This window comes from Albimonas marina (assembly GCF_029223255.1).
GTDB lineage: Bacteria > Pseudomonadota > Alphaproteobacteria > Rhodobacterales > Rhodobacteraceae > Albimonas.
The window spans coordinates 25,183-40,654 of sequence record NZ_JARHUC010000011.1 but is presented as its reverse complement, the minus strand read 5'-3'; the positions used below and the strand labels follow the sequence as shown (position 1 = coordinate 40,654).

13 protein-coding genes are annotated in these 15,472 nt (G+C 75.5%); 1 reads left to right on the top strand and 12 read right to left on the bottom strand.

The features are described from left to right. Positions 1-55 precede the first annotated feature (55 nt). The 12 genes from P2H44_RS23590 to P2H44_RS23535 form a co-directional block, all read right to left on the bottom strand. The gene (locus P2H44_RS23590; RefSeq protein WP_275767659.1) at positions 56-1,297 is read right to left on the bottom strand and encodes a class I SAM-dependent RNA methyltransferase; all 1,242 of its coding nucleotides are present in this window, start codon (positions 1,295-1,297) and stop codon (positions 56-58) included. Then, positions 1,294-2,052, bottom strand: coding sequence for a TlyA family RNA methyltransferase (locus tag P2H44_RS23585; protein ID WP_275767657.1), 759 nt, complete (start codon positions 2,050-2,052; stop codon positions 1,294-1,296). Before P2H44_RS23585 ends, P2H44_RS23590 begins: the two co-directional genes overlap by 4 nt. 141 nt (positions 2,053-2,193) lie before the next feature. Further along, entirely contained in the window at positions 2,194-3,012 is an 819-nt protein-coding gene (locus tag P2H44_RS23580) for an inositol monophosphatase family protein (protein ID WP_275767655.1), read from the bottom strand. 324 nt (positions 3,013-3,336) lie between these two features. Further along, complete coding sequence (locus P2H44_RS23575) at positions 3,337-3,720, bottom strand: helix-turn-helix domain-containing protein (protein WP_275767653.1); 384 nt, start codon at positions 3,718-3,720, stop codon at positions 3,337-3,339. A gap of 225 nt (positions 3,721-3,945) precedes the next feature. Next, positions 3,946-5,775, bottom strand: coding sequence for a translational GTPase TypA (gene typA, locus P2H44_RS23570; protein WP_275767652.1), 1,830 nt, complete (start codon positions 5,773-5,775; stop codon positions 3,946-3,948). A gap of 433 nt (positions 5,776-6,208) precedes the next feature. Then, positions 6,209-7,522 carry a hypothetical protein gene (locus P2H44_RS23565; protein WP_275767650.1) on the bottom strand — a complete coding sequence of 438 codons (1,314 nt, stop codon included), beginning with the start codon at positions 7,520-7,522 and terminating at the stop codon, positions 6,209-6,211. Positions 7,523-7,683: 161 nt separating this feature from the next. Then, positions 7,684-8,781 (bottom strand): DUF2332 domain-containing protein, encoded by a 1,098-nt coding sequence (locus P2H44_RS23560; protein ID WP_275767648.1) that lies wholly within the window; start codon positions 8,779-8,781, stop codon positions 7,684-7,686. Next, on the bottom strand, positions 8,778-9,602 hold the full coding sequence (locus P2H44_RS23555) for an enoyl-CoA hydratase/isomerase family protein (protein ID WP_275767646.1): 825 nt from the start codon (positions 9,600-9,602) through the stop codon (positions 8,778-8,780). The genes P2H44_RS23560 and P2H44_RS23555 overlap by 4 nt, the downstream gene beginning before the upstream one ends. Positions 9,603-9,791: 189 nt before the next feature. Further along, positions 9,792-11,732, bottom strand: a complete 1,941-nt coding sequence (dxs, locus tag P2H44_RS23550; protein WP_275767644.1) for a 1-deoxy-D-xylulose-5-phosphate synthase — start codon at positions 11,730-11,732, stop codon at positions 9,792-9,794. A 160-nt stretch (positions 11,733-11,892) separates the two neighbouring features. Next, positions 11,893-12,819, bottom strand: a complete 927-nt coding sequence (locus P2H44_RS23545; RefSeq protein ID WP_275767642.1) for a polyprenyl synthetase family protein — start codon at positions 12,817-12,819, stop codon at positions 11,893-11,895. 14 nt (positions 12,820-12,833) lie between these two features. Continuing rightward, on the bottom strand, positions 12,834-13,076 hold the full coding sequence (locus P2H44_RS23540) for an exodeoxyribonuclease VII small subunit (protein WP_275767640.1): 243 nt from the start codon (positions 13,074-13,076) through the stop codon (positions 12,834-12,836). Next, positions 13,073-14,008, bottom strand: coding sequence for a histone deacetylase family protein (locus P2H44_RS23535; RefSeq protein ID WP_275767638.1), 936 nt, complete (start codon positions 14,006-14,008; stop codon positions 13,073-13,075). Before P2H44_RS23535 ends, P2H44_RS23540 begins: the two co-directional genes overlap by 4 nt. A 343-nt stretch (positions 14,009-14,351) precedes the next feature. On the opposite strand from P2H44_RS23535, the gene P2H44_RS23530 reads away from it, so the two are divergent. Beyond that, complete coding sequence (locus tag P2H44_RS23530) at positions 14,352-15,434, top strand: nucleotidyltransferase family protein (RefSeq protein ID WP_275767636.1); 1,083 nt, start codon at positions 14,352-14,354, stop codon at positions 15,432-15,434. Positions 15,435-15,472: the final 38 nt, after the last annotated feature.

The window sequence follows — 15,472 nt, the reverse complement described above, 5'->3', positions numbered from 1 at the left end:
GGCACGGGGGCGGGCGGGACCGACCGTCCGGTCCCGGCCGCCGGTCCCCGCCCTCTCAGCGTCGCGAGAACGCGGCGGCCAGTTCCACGTGCGCGGACCAGCGGAACTGGTCCACCGGCAGCACCCAGTCGAGGCGATAGCCCCCGTCCACCAGGATGCGGGCGTCGCGGGCGAAGGTCTCGGGGTTGCAGGAGACGGCGGCGATCCGCGGGATGGCCGAGGCCGCCAGCGCCTCGGACTGCGCCTTCGCGCCCGCCCGCGGCGGGTCGATGACCACCGCGTCCAGGCCCTTGAACTCCGGGCCGATCAGCGGGCGCTTGAACAGGTCGCGCGCCTCCGCCTCGACCTTCTTCAGACGGCCGCCGGCGCCGCGCCAGGCGGCGGCCAGCGCCGCCACCATCGCCTTGTCGCTGTCGATGGCGCGGACCTCCATCCGCTCCGCCAGCCGCAGGGCGAAGGCGCCAACGCCGCAGAAGAGGTCGGCCACGCGCCCGACCTTGCGGCCCAGCGCCTCGTCAACCGCGGCGGCGAGCATCGCCTCGGCCTCGGGGGTCGCCTGCAGGAAGGCGGCGGGGGGCAGCACGGGGCGCGCGATCCCCACCTGCACCACCGGCGGATGCGGGGAGGAGACCGGCTCCCCCTCCCAGGTCAGCCGCGCGAGGCCGGCCTGCGCGGCGATCCCCGGCAGCTCCATGCGCAGCCGTTCGTCGAGCTTGCGCCCCCCGCGGGCGTCGACGTCGAGCCCCGCCTCGGTCAGCGTCACCGCCAGCTTCATCTCGCCGCGACGCCCCGCGCCGGCGACGACCAGGGCGCGCAGCCCCTCGATCCCCGCCAGCAGGGCGGGGTCGAGCACCTTGCACTCCGGCACCTCGGCCAGCCGCTCGTCGCGCCGCTCGTGGAAGCCCACGATGGCGGAGGCGCGGGTGCGCCGGCCGGAGAAGGTGGCGCGCCTGCGGCTGGCGGCGGGGGCGGTGGCGGTCGGGCGCACCTCCGCCTCCAGCCCGCGGGAGGCCAGCGCCTCGATCACCCGCTCGCGCTTCCAGGCGGCGACGAAGGCGTCGGAGCCGTGCTGCAGCGAGCAACCGCCGCAGGTCCCGAAATGGGGGCACGGTGGCGCGACGCGGTCGGGCGAGGGCGCGAGGATCGCGGGCGCCTCCATCCGGCCGCCCTCGATCACGCCAGCGACCCGTTCGCCGGGCAGGGTCAGGGGAACGAAGGTCTCGCCCGTGGCGTCCACCCCGTCGCCGTGGCGGCCCAGGCGGGCGATCTCGATCTCTTGCGGGGAGGCGTCGGTCATCGTGGCTTCTCCGCTGCGATGAGGAATTCCCGGTTGCCGTCGCCGCCCTCGATGGGGCTGACGCCCTCGTGGGTCACGGTCCAGCCGGAGGTTTCGAGGAAGGCGCGCACCTCCGCCCGCACGCGGGCGTGGACGGCGGGGTCGCGCACCAGGCCGCCGCGGCCGACGTCGGCGGGGCCGGCCTCGAACTGCGGCTTCACCAGCGCCACGAGCCGCGCGCCGGGCTTCGCCAGCGCCAGCGCGGGCGGCAGGGCCTTGGCGAGGCCGATGAAGGAGAGGTCGGCGACGATCCAGTCGGGCGCCGGGACCATCCCGGGCGTCAGGTCGCGGGCGTTCAGGCTCTCGAGGCTGACGACCCGCGGATCCGCGCGCAGGCGCGGATGGAGCTGGTCGCGCCCGGCGTCGACGGCATGGACGCGCGCGGCGCCGCGGGCCAGCAGCACCTCGGTGAAGCCGCCGGTGGAGGCGCCGAGGTCCAGCGCCTCGCCGCCCGGCGTCAGGCCGAACGCGTCGAGCGCATGCTCCAGCTTCAGCGCGGCGCGCGAGACCCAGGGGAGCGGGTCGGCGACCAGCGCGATCTCGGCCCCCGGCGCGACCTTGGCCGAGGCGCGCGCGGCCGGCGCGCCGCCGACCGTCACCGCGCCGGCGGCGATCAGCGCCTGGGCGCGGGCGCGGCTATCGCACAGGCCGCGCTCGACCATCGCCTGGTCGAGTCGCCGCTTCGGCGCGGAGGAGTGGGGATCGGGGCCGGACATCCGCGCTTCCTGACCCGGCGCGCGTCCCCGGTCAATGCGGGGCGGACGACCGAGGGCGCCGAAGGCCGCCGCCCGCCGCCCGCCGCGGGCGCCGCCACGCCTGGGCGAGAGCCTGCGGATCCGGGGCGGCCGGCCCGGGGATCAGCCGGCCAGCAGCGCCATCGCCTCGGCATGAAGCTCGGGCGAGCCGGCGGCGAGCACCCGGCCGCCGTCCTGCGGATCGCCGCCGTCCCAGGTGGTGATCACGCCGCCCGCGCCCTCGACGATCGGGATCAGCGCCTGCACGTCGTAGGCGTAGAGCCCCGCCTCGACCACCAGGTCCACCCCGCCGGCCGCCAGCAGCGCATAGCCGGTGCAGTCGAGCCCGTAGCGGGTCAGGCGCACGCGGTCGCGCACCCGCTCGAAAGCCGCGCGCTCCTCGGGAGAGCCCACTTCGGGGAAGGTCGAGCACAGGCGCGCCTCGGCGAGGCCGACGCCCCGGCGGGCGGTCATGCGCCGCGGCGCCTGCCCGTCCTTCGCCCACCACGCAGTGGCGCCGTCGCCCCAGAAGCGCTCGCCGACATGGGGCTGGTCCATCAGGCCCATCACCGGGCGGGTTCCGTCGTTCAAGCCGATCAGCACGCCCCAGGTGGGCGCTCCGATCAGGAAGGCGCGGGTGCCGTCGATCGGGTCCACCACCCAGGTCAGGCCCGAGGTCGAGGGCCGCGCCGCCTGCTCCTCGCCCAGCACGCCGTCCTCGGGGCGGTCGGCCTCGAGCACCGCGCGGATCGCGGCCTCGACGCCGCGGTCGGCGGCGGTGACCGGGTCGAAGCCGCCGCTCTCGTCCTTGTTGTCGGCCGCCAGCCCCTCGGCGCGGAAATGCGCCAGCGCGGCGGGACGCGCGGCGTCGGCCGCGCGGCGGGCGGCGGCGAGGGCGGCGGACAGCTCGGGACGGAGGTCGGAGGCGGGCGCGTCGGTCATCGGCAGGGCTCGTGCGGGCGTGAGGGGGGCGGGCGGCGAAGGCCCCGCCGCTTAGCACGGATCGCCGGGCGCGTCCCGCCCCGGAGCGCCCCGCCCTGCGCGCCCAATCCCGGCTCGGTCCACGCGGCATGGACGGCAGGCGCGCCGGCCGCCGGGCCTGGCCCGAAAAGGAAGGACCGGAGACGCACCCCTACGTCCCCGGCCCTCCGATTCTTCAAGATCGACGGATGGCTTCCCCCGGCGCCTCGTCATCGCGCCTGCCGGATCCCTCGTCCCGGCGGTCGCGTCGCGGCGGCCTTTGGCTTTCCGTCGGACCTTCTTCGCTTACGCCGCCTCGGACAGAACCCGGGCCAGGTCGAACAACCGGCGACGCTGGTTCTCGGGAATGGCGTAATAGGAGCGGACCAGCTCCAGCGCTTCCTTGTCGGCCAGCAGATCGCCGCGGGCCGCGTTCGTCGTCTCGGCCTCGGCCGCGTCCGACAGCGACTCCGCCTCGAGCCCTTCGAAGAAGTAGTTGATCGGCACTTCAAGCGCCTTGGCGATGTCCCACAGGCGCGAGGCGCTGATGCGGTTCATGCCGGTTTCATACTTCTGGATCTGCTGAAACTTGATGCCCACCATGTCGCCGAGCTGCTGCTGGGTCATGCCCATCATCCAGCGACGGTGGCGCACACGTTTGCCGACGTGCGCGTCTACGGGATGCTTCATCTCTATTTTGCTCCTGACTTCGCTCGAACTCACTTTTTGGTCCGAGCTCAGCAGGCGTTCGTGTCCCCACGTCCGCATCGGCCTGAAATAACGCGGCCCGCCCGGACACGGTTACGCCACGGACGAATTTACGCACAACTCAGGCGCGCAGACAACGCGGCGCGCCTAGCCAATTAGGAGCGGAAACCGTGAATTCGTACGGAATCAGTACAATCGGCAGCCGCGTCAAGCGGCCCCGGCCTGGGCCGCCCGCGCCTCGCGCTTGCGCTCGTGCGGGTCGAGGAACCGCTTGCGCAGACGAATCGCGGCGGGGGTGACCTCAACCAGTTCGTCCGGCTCGATAAACGCGATCGCCTCCTCGAGGCCGAAGCGCCGCGGGGTGGTCAGCACCACCGCGTCGTCCTTGCCCGAGGCGCGAACGTTGGTCAGCTTCTTGCCCTTCAGCGGGTTCACATCCAGGTCACCCGGGCGCGCGTTCTCGCCGATGATCATCCCCTGGTAGACCGGCTCGCCCGACCCGATGATCAGACGGCCCCTCTCCTCGAGGTTGAACAGCGCATAGGGAACCGAGTCGCCCTGCTCCATCGACACCAGCACCCCGTGACGGCGGCCCGGGATCGGACCTTTCCACTCGGCCCAGCTGTGGAACACGCGGTTCATGATGCCGGTGCCGCGGGTGTCGGTCAGGAATTCGCCGTGGTAGCCGATCAGGCCGCGGGCGGGGGCGAGGAACACGATGCGGGTCTTGCCGCCGCCCGAGGGGCGCATCTCGGTCATCTCGGCCTTGCGCTGGCTGAGCTTCTCGACCACCGCGCCGGCGAATTCCTCGTCGACGTCGACGGTGACCTCCTCGATCGGCTCCAGGCGCTTGCCGCCCTCCTCGCGCATCATCACGCGGGGACGGGAGACGCTGAGCTCGAAGCCCTCGCGGCGCATGTTCTCGATCAGCACGCCGATCTGCAGCTCGCCGCGGCCGGCGACCTCGAAGGCGTCCTTCTCGGCGGTGTCGGTGATGCGGATGGCGACGTTGCCCTCGGCCTCGCGCATCAGCCGGTCGCGGATCACGCGCGACTGCACCTTGTCGCCGTCCCGGCCGGCGAGCGGGCTGTCGTTGATCGAGAAGGTGACCGCGATGGTCGGCGGGTCGATCGGCTGGGCCGACAGCGGATCGTTCACGGCAAGGTCGCACAGCGTGTCGGCGACGGTGGCCTTGGCCAGGCCCGCCAGCGCCACGATGTCGCCGGCCTCGGCCGAGTCCACCGCCTGCCGGGCCAGGCCGCGGAAGGCCAGGATCTTGGAGACGCGGAAGCGCTCGATCTCGCCCGTGCCGGGGCGCAGGGCCTTGATGGTGGCGCCGGCGGTGATCTTGCCGGTCTCGATGCGCCCGGTCAGCAGGCGGCCCAGGAACGGGTCGGCCTCGAGCGTGGTGGCCAGCATCGAGAAGGGCTCGGCGGCGTGCGCGACCTGCTTGGGCGCGGGCACATGCTCCATCACCTTGCGGAACAGGGCCGAGAGGTCCTGGCGCGGGCCGTCGAGCTCGTCGTCCGCCCAGCCGGCGCGGCCGGAGGCGTAGAGGACGGGGAAGTCGAGCTGATGCTCGTCGGCGTCGAGCGCCGCGAACATGTCGAAGACCTCGTCGAGCGCGCGGTCGGGGTCGGCGTCGGGCTTGTCGACCTTGTTGAGCACCACGATCGGGCGCAGGCCCAGGCGCAGGGCCTTGGAGGTCACGAACTTGGTCTGCGGCATCGGGCCCTCGGCCGCGTCGACCAGCAGGATGGCGCCGTCGACCATCGACAGGATCCGCTCGACCTCGCCGCCGAAGTCGGCGTGGCCGGGGGTGTCGACGATGTTGATGCGCGCGCCCTCGAACTCGACCGAGGTGGCCTTGGCGAGGATGGTGATGCCGCGCTCGCGCTCGAGATCGTTCGAATCCATGGCGCGCTCGGCGACGGCCTGGTTCTCGCGGAAGGCGCCGGACTGGCGCAGGAGCGCGTCGACCAGCGTGGTCTTGCCGTGGTCGACGTGGGCGATGATGGCGATGTTGCGAAGCTGCATCGTGGATAGGTCCGTTCGTCGGAATCGGGGGGTCGGGCGCCCCCCCGCTTCTGCGCGGGCGCCATCGGTTGGGCGCCCCCATGACGCAAATGCCGCGGCGCCGCAAGACGGCGATGCGGCGCAGGGGGCATCCGGGGGCGACGCGGGCGTCAAGGTGCGGCGCCCGTGCGACGCCTGTTCCCTCTGGACGGAGGCGCCGCGTCGGGCGTCGCACAGATGGGGATCGCCCCGCCCGCGGCGCAAGGCCGGCGCGGCGCCGCGGGGCGAATGCCGCAGGGCGCGGGCCGCGCGCGCCTTCGCCGGCCGTCGTCCGGGCCGCACGGAAGGGGGGCCCGCGCACGCTCCGGCCGGGCGGCGGCCGCCCCGCGCGCGACGCCGGGCCGCGCCGCGGGCGGGACGCCGGCCCCGGGCGGGCGCGTCGCGCGGCGCTCCCTCAGCGGTCGTGCAGCGGCAGGGCGTCGATGCGGGCGTCGATCTCGGCCAGCTGGCGGAGGTAGGCGGGGCTGTCGACCTCGCCGTAGAGCGCCTCGAACCTCGACGGCGCGAGGAAGGAGGGCAGGCCCTCGATCGGGGGCATCACCGCGGCCTCCCCGGCCGAGAGGCGCGCGGCCTCGGCCATCGCGGCGTCGCCGGCCCGCGCCGCCGCGCGCACCGCCTGCGACCAGCGGATCCCCGCCCGGTCCGCGGCCACGTCGTCGAAGCTGAAGCCCGAGCCCCCGCCCGAGGCGTCGTCGAGCTCCTTCACCTCGCCCAGGCCGAAGGAGAGGGTGGAATCGCCCGCCGCCTCCAGCGCCGCGGAGAGGACGAAATGCTTGCGCAGGTCGTCGCGCTCCGCCAGCCGGGTGTCGACGCAGCGCGAGCGCAGGGGCGGCGCGGGCATGTCGCCGACCGCGGATTCGATCGCCCAGCGCGCCCCGCAATGGGCCGCCAGCGCCAGGATCGCCGCCTCCATCTCCGCCTCCGCCGCGTCGGGGCCCAGACGCTCGGCCGCGACCACGCCGCGCGCGCTTTCGACCGCGAAGGCCATCCAGGGAGCGGTGGAGCCATAGCGGGGGAGGCGGCCGGTCTTCGTCGCCTCGAGCATCGCGAGGTAGTGGACGCCGACGCGCGGCCGCTCCTCCGCGCCCATCAGGCGGCGGAGCGAGCCGGTCACCCGCTCGTAGACGCCCGGCGCCCCGGGGTCCTGCGCGCCCTCGCGCGGGTCGAGGGTCAGCGCGACCTGGCCGGGCGTGGTCGCGACCCGCTCCACCGCGCCCAGCATCAGCGTGCCCACCGGCTCGTCCGCCGCGAAGTCCGCCAGCCGACGCAGGACGGCGACGGTCAGGCCAGGCGGCAGCGCCAGCGGCCCGACCGTCAGCCGGCGCAGGTCCAGGCCCCGGTCGGAGGGGGCGACTTCGAGGTCGAGGTTGATCCAGCCCAGGTCCGCCAGCGCCGAGGGGCGCAGCGACATCGCCATGCGCACCCCGTCGTCGCCGATCTCGGCTCGGCCGCGCAGGTCGGGCAGCGCCCGGGCGGCGGTGGCGAAGAGGCCGTCGATCTCCTCGGCCGAGACCTCGACCTCGGCCGGGCCCTGCCCGGTGGCGGCGGCGTGCAGGCGCAGCGCCAGCTTGCGGGAGCTGCGCGCCGCCTGCGGGCTGGGCGCGGCTGCGCGCTCCAGCGCCGGCTCCGGCTCCAGCGCCGCATAGACCAGCGCCGGCGGCGCGGCCAGCGCGCCCAACACGACGGTCCAGAACAGCAGGCGCAGCATGAAACCTCGGGGACCGGAGGCGGAAGGACGACGCGATGAACGCCCCCTGTATCGCCGCGCCGGCCGGATGAGACAACCCGCGGCCGGGCCCGGGGGCGGGGCCGAACGTCTCAAGTTTTAGGGAGGGGGTCGCCCCCTGCCCCCCCCGCCCCCTCAGCCCCTCAGCCCGTCCACTCCGTCCAGCGTCCGTGGAAGTCGGTCCGCGCCAGCTCCTGCGCGGCCCACTCGGCGCCATCCCCGCGGGCCAGCGACAGGCTGAGCGCGGCCGAGCCTCGGGCCCCGTCCGGCTCCATCCGCAGCCAGGCGAGGGGGCGCGCGGCGGTCGCCCGCGCCGCCGCCGAGGCCAGCGCGACGGAGATGCGCGCCTGCACCGCGGCGGGCAGGTACTGCCACATGATCGAGTGCATCACGACCCGCACCCGCCCCTCGGGCTGCGGCGTCGCGAGCCGCGCCTCGAGCCATTCGGCCGCGTCCGCCCGCTCCACGGGGCGGTTGCGCGCGGCGGCCAGCGCCATCGCCGCCTCGGCCCGCGCCAGCCGCTCGGTCTGGTCGGGCCAGAGATAGGCCGCGAGGCGGGCCCGCGCCGCGGGGTCGGCGGGATCGAGCGGGTTGAGGTCGCAGCCCGCCCGCGCCGCGATCTCCAGCCGCGCGTCGAGCGGCGGCGGCGTCCCCCGCCACGCCTGGCGCACGTGCACCGTCGCCGCCGGGTCGCCCCAGGCGCGCCCCTCGCCGAAGTCGTAGCGGAAGGCGTCGAGGTTCTGGTTCAGCCCGGCCGAGGCGCCGATCTCCAGCACCTCCACCTCCATCCCGCCGGTCCGCGCCGACAGCGCCAGCAGCCCGCCCAGCAGCGAGCCGGAGCGCCCCGTCTCGTTGGTCTGCGGGGGGCCGTCGAGCCAGGGGTCGAGCCAGGCCTCGTGCCCGGCGAAGGCGGCGAGGGCGAGGTCGACCGGATCGCCCGCCCCCTCCGCCCGCGGCGGCCAGGCGGCGGTCAGCGCCGGGTCCAGCCCCGCGCGCGCCAGCGCGTGCAGGGCCCCCGCCGTGCGCAGCGCCAGCGCGTCGTCGCCGGGATCGCCCGGCCAGGCGAGGAGGCGGCGCGCGACGGGCCCCTCGGGCGACATGCGCGCCGCCAGCCCGTCGAGCAGGGCGCCGGTGAAGGGCGAGCCCATCGACGTGCAGGTCTCCGCCTGGCGTCGGAAATGGGCGCGCACGATCTCGGCGCGGTCGGGCGCGGCGGGGAGGGTGGGAGCGGGATCGGTCATCGTCCGTGGAACTCCGGCTTGCGCTTCTGCGCGAAGGCCTCGACGGCGTTGCGGTAGTCCTCCGACAGCAGGGCGCGGCGCTGCCAGTCGAGCGCGCGCGCCATCGCGCCGGGCTCGGGCGCGCCGGCGAGCGCCCGCAGGGTCGCCTTGGCGCCGGCGATGGTCATCGGGGCGTTGGCGCGCAGCAGGTCGGCATGGGCGAGCGCCGCGGCCATCGCGTCCTCGGCCAGCGCCGTCACCAGCCCCCGCTCGCGCGCCTCCCGCGCGTCGAGCCGGCGGCCGGTGAAGAGGATGTCCTTGGCGGCCTCGACGCCGACGGTTGCGACCAGCGCCTCGGTCTCGGTCGCGGCGTAGACCACACCGAGGCGGGCGGCGGGGATCGAGAACACCGCGGTCTCGTCGGCGAAGCGGAAGTCGCAGCACAGCGCCAGCCCGCAGCCGCCCCCCATCGCCGGCCCCGAGATCGCGGCGTAGGTGGCCTTGGGACAGTCGCGGATCGCGCGGTTGGCCCGCTCGACCGCGGCCGAGTAGACCTCGCCCGAGGCCTCGTCCGAGCGCGCCGCCCCGAACTCGGAGATGTCGGCGCCCGCGCAGAACACGCCGCCGGCGCCGGTCAGGATCACGGCGCGGACCTCCGGGGCCTCGGCCAGCGCCTCGAACACGTCGCCCAGGGCGGTCCACATCGCCAGCGTCAGCGCGTTCTTGCGCCCCGCCCGGTCGAGGATCACCCGCGCCACCGCGGGATCGGAGCGGTCGAGGCGGATCGGGACGCCGGGCGAAGCTTCGGGCAGGTCGGCGAGGTCGGGGGCGGCGAGGCTCATGGGCGCTCCGGTCCGGGGAGGAGGGAGGCCGAGTTGTCGGCCCGCCCCGCCCCCGCGGTCAAGCGCGCCGAAGCGTGGCGGCGATCCGCCGTCGCTCGAAGATGAAGCGCCCCGCGAAGCGAAAGCCGGGCGAAGCCCGGCCTGCGGGCGCCCGCGCAGCGGAAACCGGGCGAAGCCCGGCTCCCCCGCTCAGCCGCGGCCGGCCTTGCCGATCTGCGCGACGCCCAGCGCCGAGAGGGCGGTGGCGGCGATCGCCTCGGCGTCGAGACCGGCCTGGTGGTACATGGCCGACGGCGCGTCGTGGTCCTGGAACAGGTCCGGCAGCGTCATCGGCCGCACCGCGAGGCCGCGGTCCAGCGCGCCCTCGCAGGCCAGCAGATGCAGCACCTGGGAGCCGAAGCCGCCCGAGGCGCCCTCCTCGATGGTCACCAGCGCGGCGTGCTCCCGCGCCAGGCGCAGGATCAGCTCGCGGTCCAGCGGCTTGGCGAAGCGCGCGTCGACGACGGTGGCCGAGACGCCCTTCGCCTCCAGGTCCTCGGCGGCCTTCGTCGCCTCGGCGAGGCGGGCGCCGAAGGAAAGGAGCGCGACCGCGGTCCCCTCGCGCACCACCCGGCCGCGGCCGATCTCGAGGGGCTCGGGCCGCTCGGGGATTTCGACGCCCACGCCCTCGCCGCGGGGATAGCGGAAGGCGATGGGGCCCGTGTCGTGGGCGACGGCGGTGGCGACCATGCGGGCGAGCTCGGCCTCGTCGGCGGCGGCCATCACCACCATGCCCGGCAGGTTCGCCAGGTAGCCCACGTCGAAGGCGCCGGCGTGGGTGGCGCCGTCGGCCCCAACCAGCCCGGCGCGGTCGATGGCGAAGCGCACGGGCAGCGACTGCAGCGCCACGTCGTGGACCACCTGGTCGTAGGCGCGCTGCAGGAAGGTCGAGTAGATCGCGCAGAACGGCTTCATGCCCGAGGCCGCGAGGCCCGCGGCGAAGGTCACCGCGTGCTGCTCGGCGATGCCCACGTCGAACATCCGGTTCGGGAAGCGCTTGCCGAAGATGTCGAGGCCGGTGCCGTCGGGCATCGCGGCGGTGATGCCGACGATGCGCTCGTCGCGCTCGGCCTCCTTCACCAGCGCGTTGGCGAAGACCTTGGTGTAGGAGGGCGCGTTGGACGGCGCCTTCTTCTGCGCCCCCGTCACCACGTCGAACTTCGAGACGCCGTGGTAGCGGTCGGCGCTCTGCTCGGCGGGCCTGTAGCCCTTGCCCTTCTGGGTGATCGCGTGGATCAGCACCGGCCCGTCGGCCCGCGCCTTGACGGTGCGCAGGACGGGGAGGATCTGGCTCATGTCATGCCCGTCGATGGGCCCGACGTAGGAGAAGCCCAGCGCCTCGAACAGGGTGCCGCCGACGGCGAGCTCCTTGAGCAGGTGCTTGGCGCGGCGCGCGCCCTCCCGAAACGGTCCCGGCAGCAGGCTGGCCGCGCCCTTGGCGACGGCGGCGAAGTCCTGGAAAGGCTCGCCGGCCCACAAGCTTGTCAGGTAGCGCGACATGGCGCCCACGGGGGGCGCGATCGACATCTCGTTGTCGTTGAGGATCACCACCAGCTTCGAGCCGAGGTGGCCGGCGTTGTTCATCGCCTCGTAGGCCATGCCCGCAGACATCGCCCCGTCGCCGATCACCGCGATGGCGTGCCCGCCCTCGCCGAAGCCGAGGTCGCGCGCGGCCGCGAAGCCCAGCGCCGCGGAGATCGAGGTCGAGGAATGCGCCGCGCCGAACGGGTCGTAGGGGCTTTCCGAGCGCTTGGTGAAGCCCGAGAGCCCGCCGCCCTGGCGCAGGGTGCGGATGCGGTCGCGCCGGCCGGTGAGGATCTTGTGGGGATAGGCCTGGTGGCCGACGTCCCAGATCAGCTTGTCGCGGGGCGTGTCGAAGACGGCGTGGATGCCCACGGTCAGCTCGACCACGCCCAGGCCCGCGCCCAGGTGGCCGCCGGTCTCGGACACGGCCGAGATGGTCTCGGCGCGCAGCTCGTCGGCGAGGCGGGCGAGGTCTCCATCCGAGAGGCCGCGCAGGTCCGCAGGACTGGCCACCCGGTCCAGCAGCGGGGTGCGCGGGCGATCGGTCGGGGGCGTCTCGTCGGTCATGCTTGTCCCTGGCTCGGCGCGGGGTCGGCGATCGGGGACACTTAGGGGAAGCGAGCCGACGGGGCAATGCGGGAAGGGCCGCGACCCCGGGGCGCTGGGCCCTCCGGCCCCGGCGCGTCCGGCGGAGGAGGAGGCGGATGGCGGCGGGGCCGCCCGCCTCTCAGCTCTCGCGCGCCACCGTGAAGCGGGCGGCGAGCGCCAGCGGGCGGGCGCGGGGGCCGAAGGGGGCGAGCTTCGCCTCGGCCTCGGCGGCCAGTTCGGCGGCGCGGGCGCGCGCCCCCTCCAGCCCCAGCAGCGAGACGAAGGTGGCCTTGCCAGCGGCCTCGTCCTTGCGCAGGGCCTTGCCCGCGGCCTCGGCGTCGCCGGAGACGTCCAGCACGTCGTCGGCGATCTGGAAGGCCCGGCCCAGCGCCTCGGCATAGCCGCGCACCGCGGCGCGGGCGGAGGGGTCGGCCCGGCCCAGGATCGCCCCCGCCTCGGCCGCGAAGACGATCAGCGCGCCGGTCTTGAGCGCCTGCAGCCGCTCGATCTCGGCGAGCTTCAGGGGCGAGGGCGCGCTCTCGGCGGCGATGTCGAGCGCCTGCCCCCCCACCATCCCCGCCGCGCCCGAGGCGCGCGCGAGGCCCAGGCACAGCTCGGCGCGCACGGCCGGGTCGGAATGGGTGCGGGGGTCGGCCAGGATCTCGAAGGCGAGCGTCTGCAGGGCGTCGCCCACCAGCACCGCCGTCGCCTCGTCCCAGCGCTTGTGGACCGTGGGCCGGCCGCGGCGCAGGTCGTCGTCGTCCATGCAGGGCATGTCGTCGTGGACCAGCGAATAGGCGTGCAGGCACTCGACCGCCGCCGCCGCGCGCTCGGCCCCCTCGGCGGGGGCGCCGAACAGCTCCGCCGTCTCCAGCGTCAGGTAGGCGCGCAGCCGCTTGCCCCCGCCCAGGCAGGCGTAGCGCATCGCGGGGGCGAGGCCCGGCCGCTCCCCCAGCAGGTTCGCCGGCGGCAGCAGCGCCTCCAGCGCGCCCTCGGCGATGGCGACGTCGGTGGCCAGGCGCTCGGCGAACTCCGCGGCCCAGCCGGCCTCGGCCTCGGTGGTCATGCCCGCGGGCTCCCTCAGTCGATGGAGACGGGCTTGGCCGAGACGGATCCGTCCGGCCCCTCGGCGATCTGGGCGACCTTCAGCTCGGCGGCCTTCAGCATCGCCTCGCAATGGGCCTTCAGCTTCGCCCCCCGCTCGTAGAGCGCGATCGAGGCGTCGAGCGGGGCGTCCCCGCTCTCCAGCCGGTCCACCACCTGCTCCAGCTCGCGCATGGCGTCTTCGAAGGACAGGTCCTCGACGGGTTTGGGTTCGCTCATAAGCTCCGCTCCATCAGCGCCTGGACATGGGCCGCGGCCGAGACCGCGAGTCCGACGAGGTCGTATCCCCCTTCCAGCACCGAGACCACGCGCCCATCCGCGCAGGTCTCGGCCAGGTCGCAGATCCGGTGGGTGATCCAGGCGAAGTCGGCCTCGACCAGGTTCAGCTCGGCCAGCGGGTCGCGCAGGTGGGCGTCGAACCCGGCCGAGACGATGATCAGCTCGGGCGCCGCGGCCGCGACCGCGGGCAGCAGCCGGTTCTCCCACGCCGCGCGGAACAGGGCGCCGCCCGAGCCGGGGCGCAGGCCCGCGTTGTGGACGTTGCCATGGGCGCCGGTCTCCGACTCGGCCCCCGTGCCGGGATAGAGCGGCCACTGGTGGGAGGAGCAGAAGGTCGCCCGCCCCTCGTTCCACAGCACCGCCTGGGTGCCGTTGCCGTGGTGAACGTCGAAGTCCACGACCGCCACCCGGCTCAGGCCCCGGTTCTCCAGCGCGTGCAGCGCGGCGATGGCGGCGTTGGAGAACAGGCAGAAGCCCATGGGCTTGTCCGGCTCGGCGTGGTGTCCCGGCGGGCGGGTCGCGACGAAGGCGCCGCGCGCCTCGCCGTCCAGCACCAGGTCGACGGCCTGCGCCGCCCCGCCCGCGGCATGCAGCGCGGCGTCGAGCGAGCCGGGGGAGAGGTAGGTGTCCGAATCCAGCATCGCCCCGCCCTCCGCCGGGATCGCGTCGCGGATCCGATCGATGTGGCCCTGGGGATGGGCGAGGCGCAGCAGCGCCTCGGTCGCCGGGACCGCCTCGATCCGCCGCAGGTGGGCGAAGCGCTCGTCCTCCAGCGCGGCCTGCACGGCGCGGATGCGGTCCACCCGCTCGGGATGGCCGGCGGGCTCGACATGCGCGAGGCTCGATTCGTGGTGGATGAGGGCGAGGGTCATGCGGTCTCCCGGTCGGCATGGTCCGGGAGGTGTAACGCGGCCTTCACCCCGGCGCCACCATAGCGGGACGACGCGACGTCCCCCCGGGCCGCGGCTCCGCGGCGCTGGACGCGCCCGGCGCGATGGGCGACAGGAGGGACCACAGCCAGGAGACGACGACGACCGTGACCCGTCCCCGACCGCATCGGGCCCGCCCCGCCGGGGCGGAGGCGCCCGCGCCCCGTCAGGCGGGAGCGTCCGCGCACCGTCGTGGGGACGCGCCCGCGCCCGGCGCGCCCCGGCCCCGCGGCCCGGCGCCGCGAGCGGCCGGCCGCGGCGGGCCCCTGCGACAGGCCCCGGCCCGATGACCGCGCCCGATCCCGCCCCGCCCGCCAGGGCGCCCGGCCCCCTGGTGGTGGCCGAGACGCTGGCCCTGCTGCGCGCCTGGGAGACGGGCGCGACGCCGCCGGCGCCCAAGGCGCGCGCGCTGGACCTGGTCGCCTTCGCCTCGGACAACGGCGTCGCCTGGGCGGTGTGCGACGCGCTCTCGCGCCGCCTGCCGCCGCCGGTCGCCCAGCTGCTGCTGCGCCCCGCCATGGCCCCGCGCGAGGCGGTGGCCGAGCGCATGGCCGCCCAGCTTCGCGACCTCGCCGCCCTGCTCTCGGCCGCGGGGGTCGAGGCGACGGCGCTGAAGGGCGCGGCCACGGTGGTCGCCGCGGGCGGGGCGCCGGCGCCCTGGCGCGAGATGACCGACATCGACCTGCTGACCGACGAGGCCGACCTGCCCCGCGCGGTGCAGGCGCTGCTCGACGCCGGCTACACCGGCGACGTCGAGGCCTATGTCGCGACCGACTACCACTTCCCCGCGCTCTACCCCCCGCCGGGCCGGGGCGTGGCGACGGTGGAGCTGCACGCGCGCACCGGCTGGTCGCACGGCGGGCCGCTGCGCGACCTCGGCGCGCGGGCGCTGCCCTCGGCCCTGCCGGGGCTGCGGGTCCCCACGGCCGAGGATCGGCTGATCCACCTGGTCCAGCATTCCCAGGTCGCCGACCGGCGCCACCACCGCCGCTCGGTCCGGCTGCGCGACGCGCTCGACTGGCGGCTGCTGACCCGCGCCGATCCCGCCGCCCCCGGCGGCCCGGCCGACCCCGAGGCCGCCGCCGCGCGCCTCGCCCCCGGCCTGCCGCGCAAGGCGTTCAAGAGCTTCGCGACCCTGATGGCCCGGGTGTGGGAGACGCCCGCCCCCGCCAGGTGGGAGGCCCGCCACGGCGCCTGGGCCGAGCAGACGCTGGCGGCGCTGGCCGACCCCGCGCTGGCGGAACGCTGGCGCGAGCAGGATCGCCGCCGCGCCGCCTGGGACGCCGTCACCTCGCGCGAGACGCTGGCCCACCTGGTCGCCGGCAGCCTGAACGCCGCCCGCCTGCGCCGCTTCCTGCGCCGGGTCTGACCCTCCGCCAGCTCCCAAGAACGAGCAAGGCCCCGGGG

Coding starts and splice junctions, on each gene's coding strand:
- P2H44_RS23540 (WP_275767640.1), bottom strand. CDS start 13,076: ATGAGCGAACCCAAACCCGTCGAGGACCTGTCCTTCGAAGACGCCATG.
- P2H44_RS23530 (WP_275767636.1), top strand. CDS start 14,352: ATGACCGCGCCCGATCCCGCCCCGCCCGCCAGGGCGCCCGGCCCCCTG.
- P2H44_RS23585 (WP_275767657.1), bottom strand. CDS start 2,052: ATGTCCGGCCCCGATCCCCACTCCTCCGCGCCGAAGCGGCGACTCGAC.
- P2H44_RS23535 (WP_275767638.1), bottom strand. CDS start 14,008: ATGACCCTCGCCCTCATCCACCACGAATCGAGCCTCGCGCATGTCGAG.
- P2H44_RS23575 (WP_275767653.1), bottom strand. CDS start 3,720: ATGAAGCATCCCGTAGACGCGCACGTCGGCAAACGTGTGCGCCACCGT.
- P2H44_RS23565 (WP_275767650.1), bottom strand. CDS start 7,522: ATGCTGCGCCTGCTGTTCTGGACCGTCGTGTTGGGCGCGCTGGCCGCG.
- P2H44_RS23560 (WP_275767648.1), bottom strand. CDS start 8,781: ATGACCGATCCCGCTCCCACCCTCCCCGCCGCGCCCGACCGCGCCGAG.
- typA (WP_275767652.1), bottom strand. CDS start 5,775: ATGCAGCTTCGCAACATCGCCATCATCGCCCACGTCGACCACGGCAAG.
- P2H44_RS23555 (WP_275767646.1), bottom strand. CDS start 9,602: ATGAGCCTCGCCGCCCCCGACCTCGCCGACCTGCCCGAAGCTTCGCCC.
- dxs (WP_275767644.1), bottom strand. CDS start 11,732: ATGACCGACGAGACGCCCCCGACCGATCGCCCGCGCACCCCGCTGCTG.
- P2H44_RS23545 (WP_275767642.1), bottom strand. CDS start 12,819: ATGACCACCGAGGCCGAGGCCGGCTGGGCCGCGGAGTTCGCCGAGCGC.
- P2H44_RS23590 (WP_275767659.1), bottom strand. CDS start 1,297: ATGACCGACGCCTCCCCGCAAGAGATCGAGATCGCCCGCCTGGGCCGC.
- P2H44_RS23580 (WP_275767655.1), bottom strand. CDS start 3,012: ATGACCGACGCGCCCGCCTCCGACCTCCGTCCCGAGCTGTCCGCCGCC.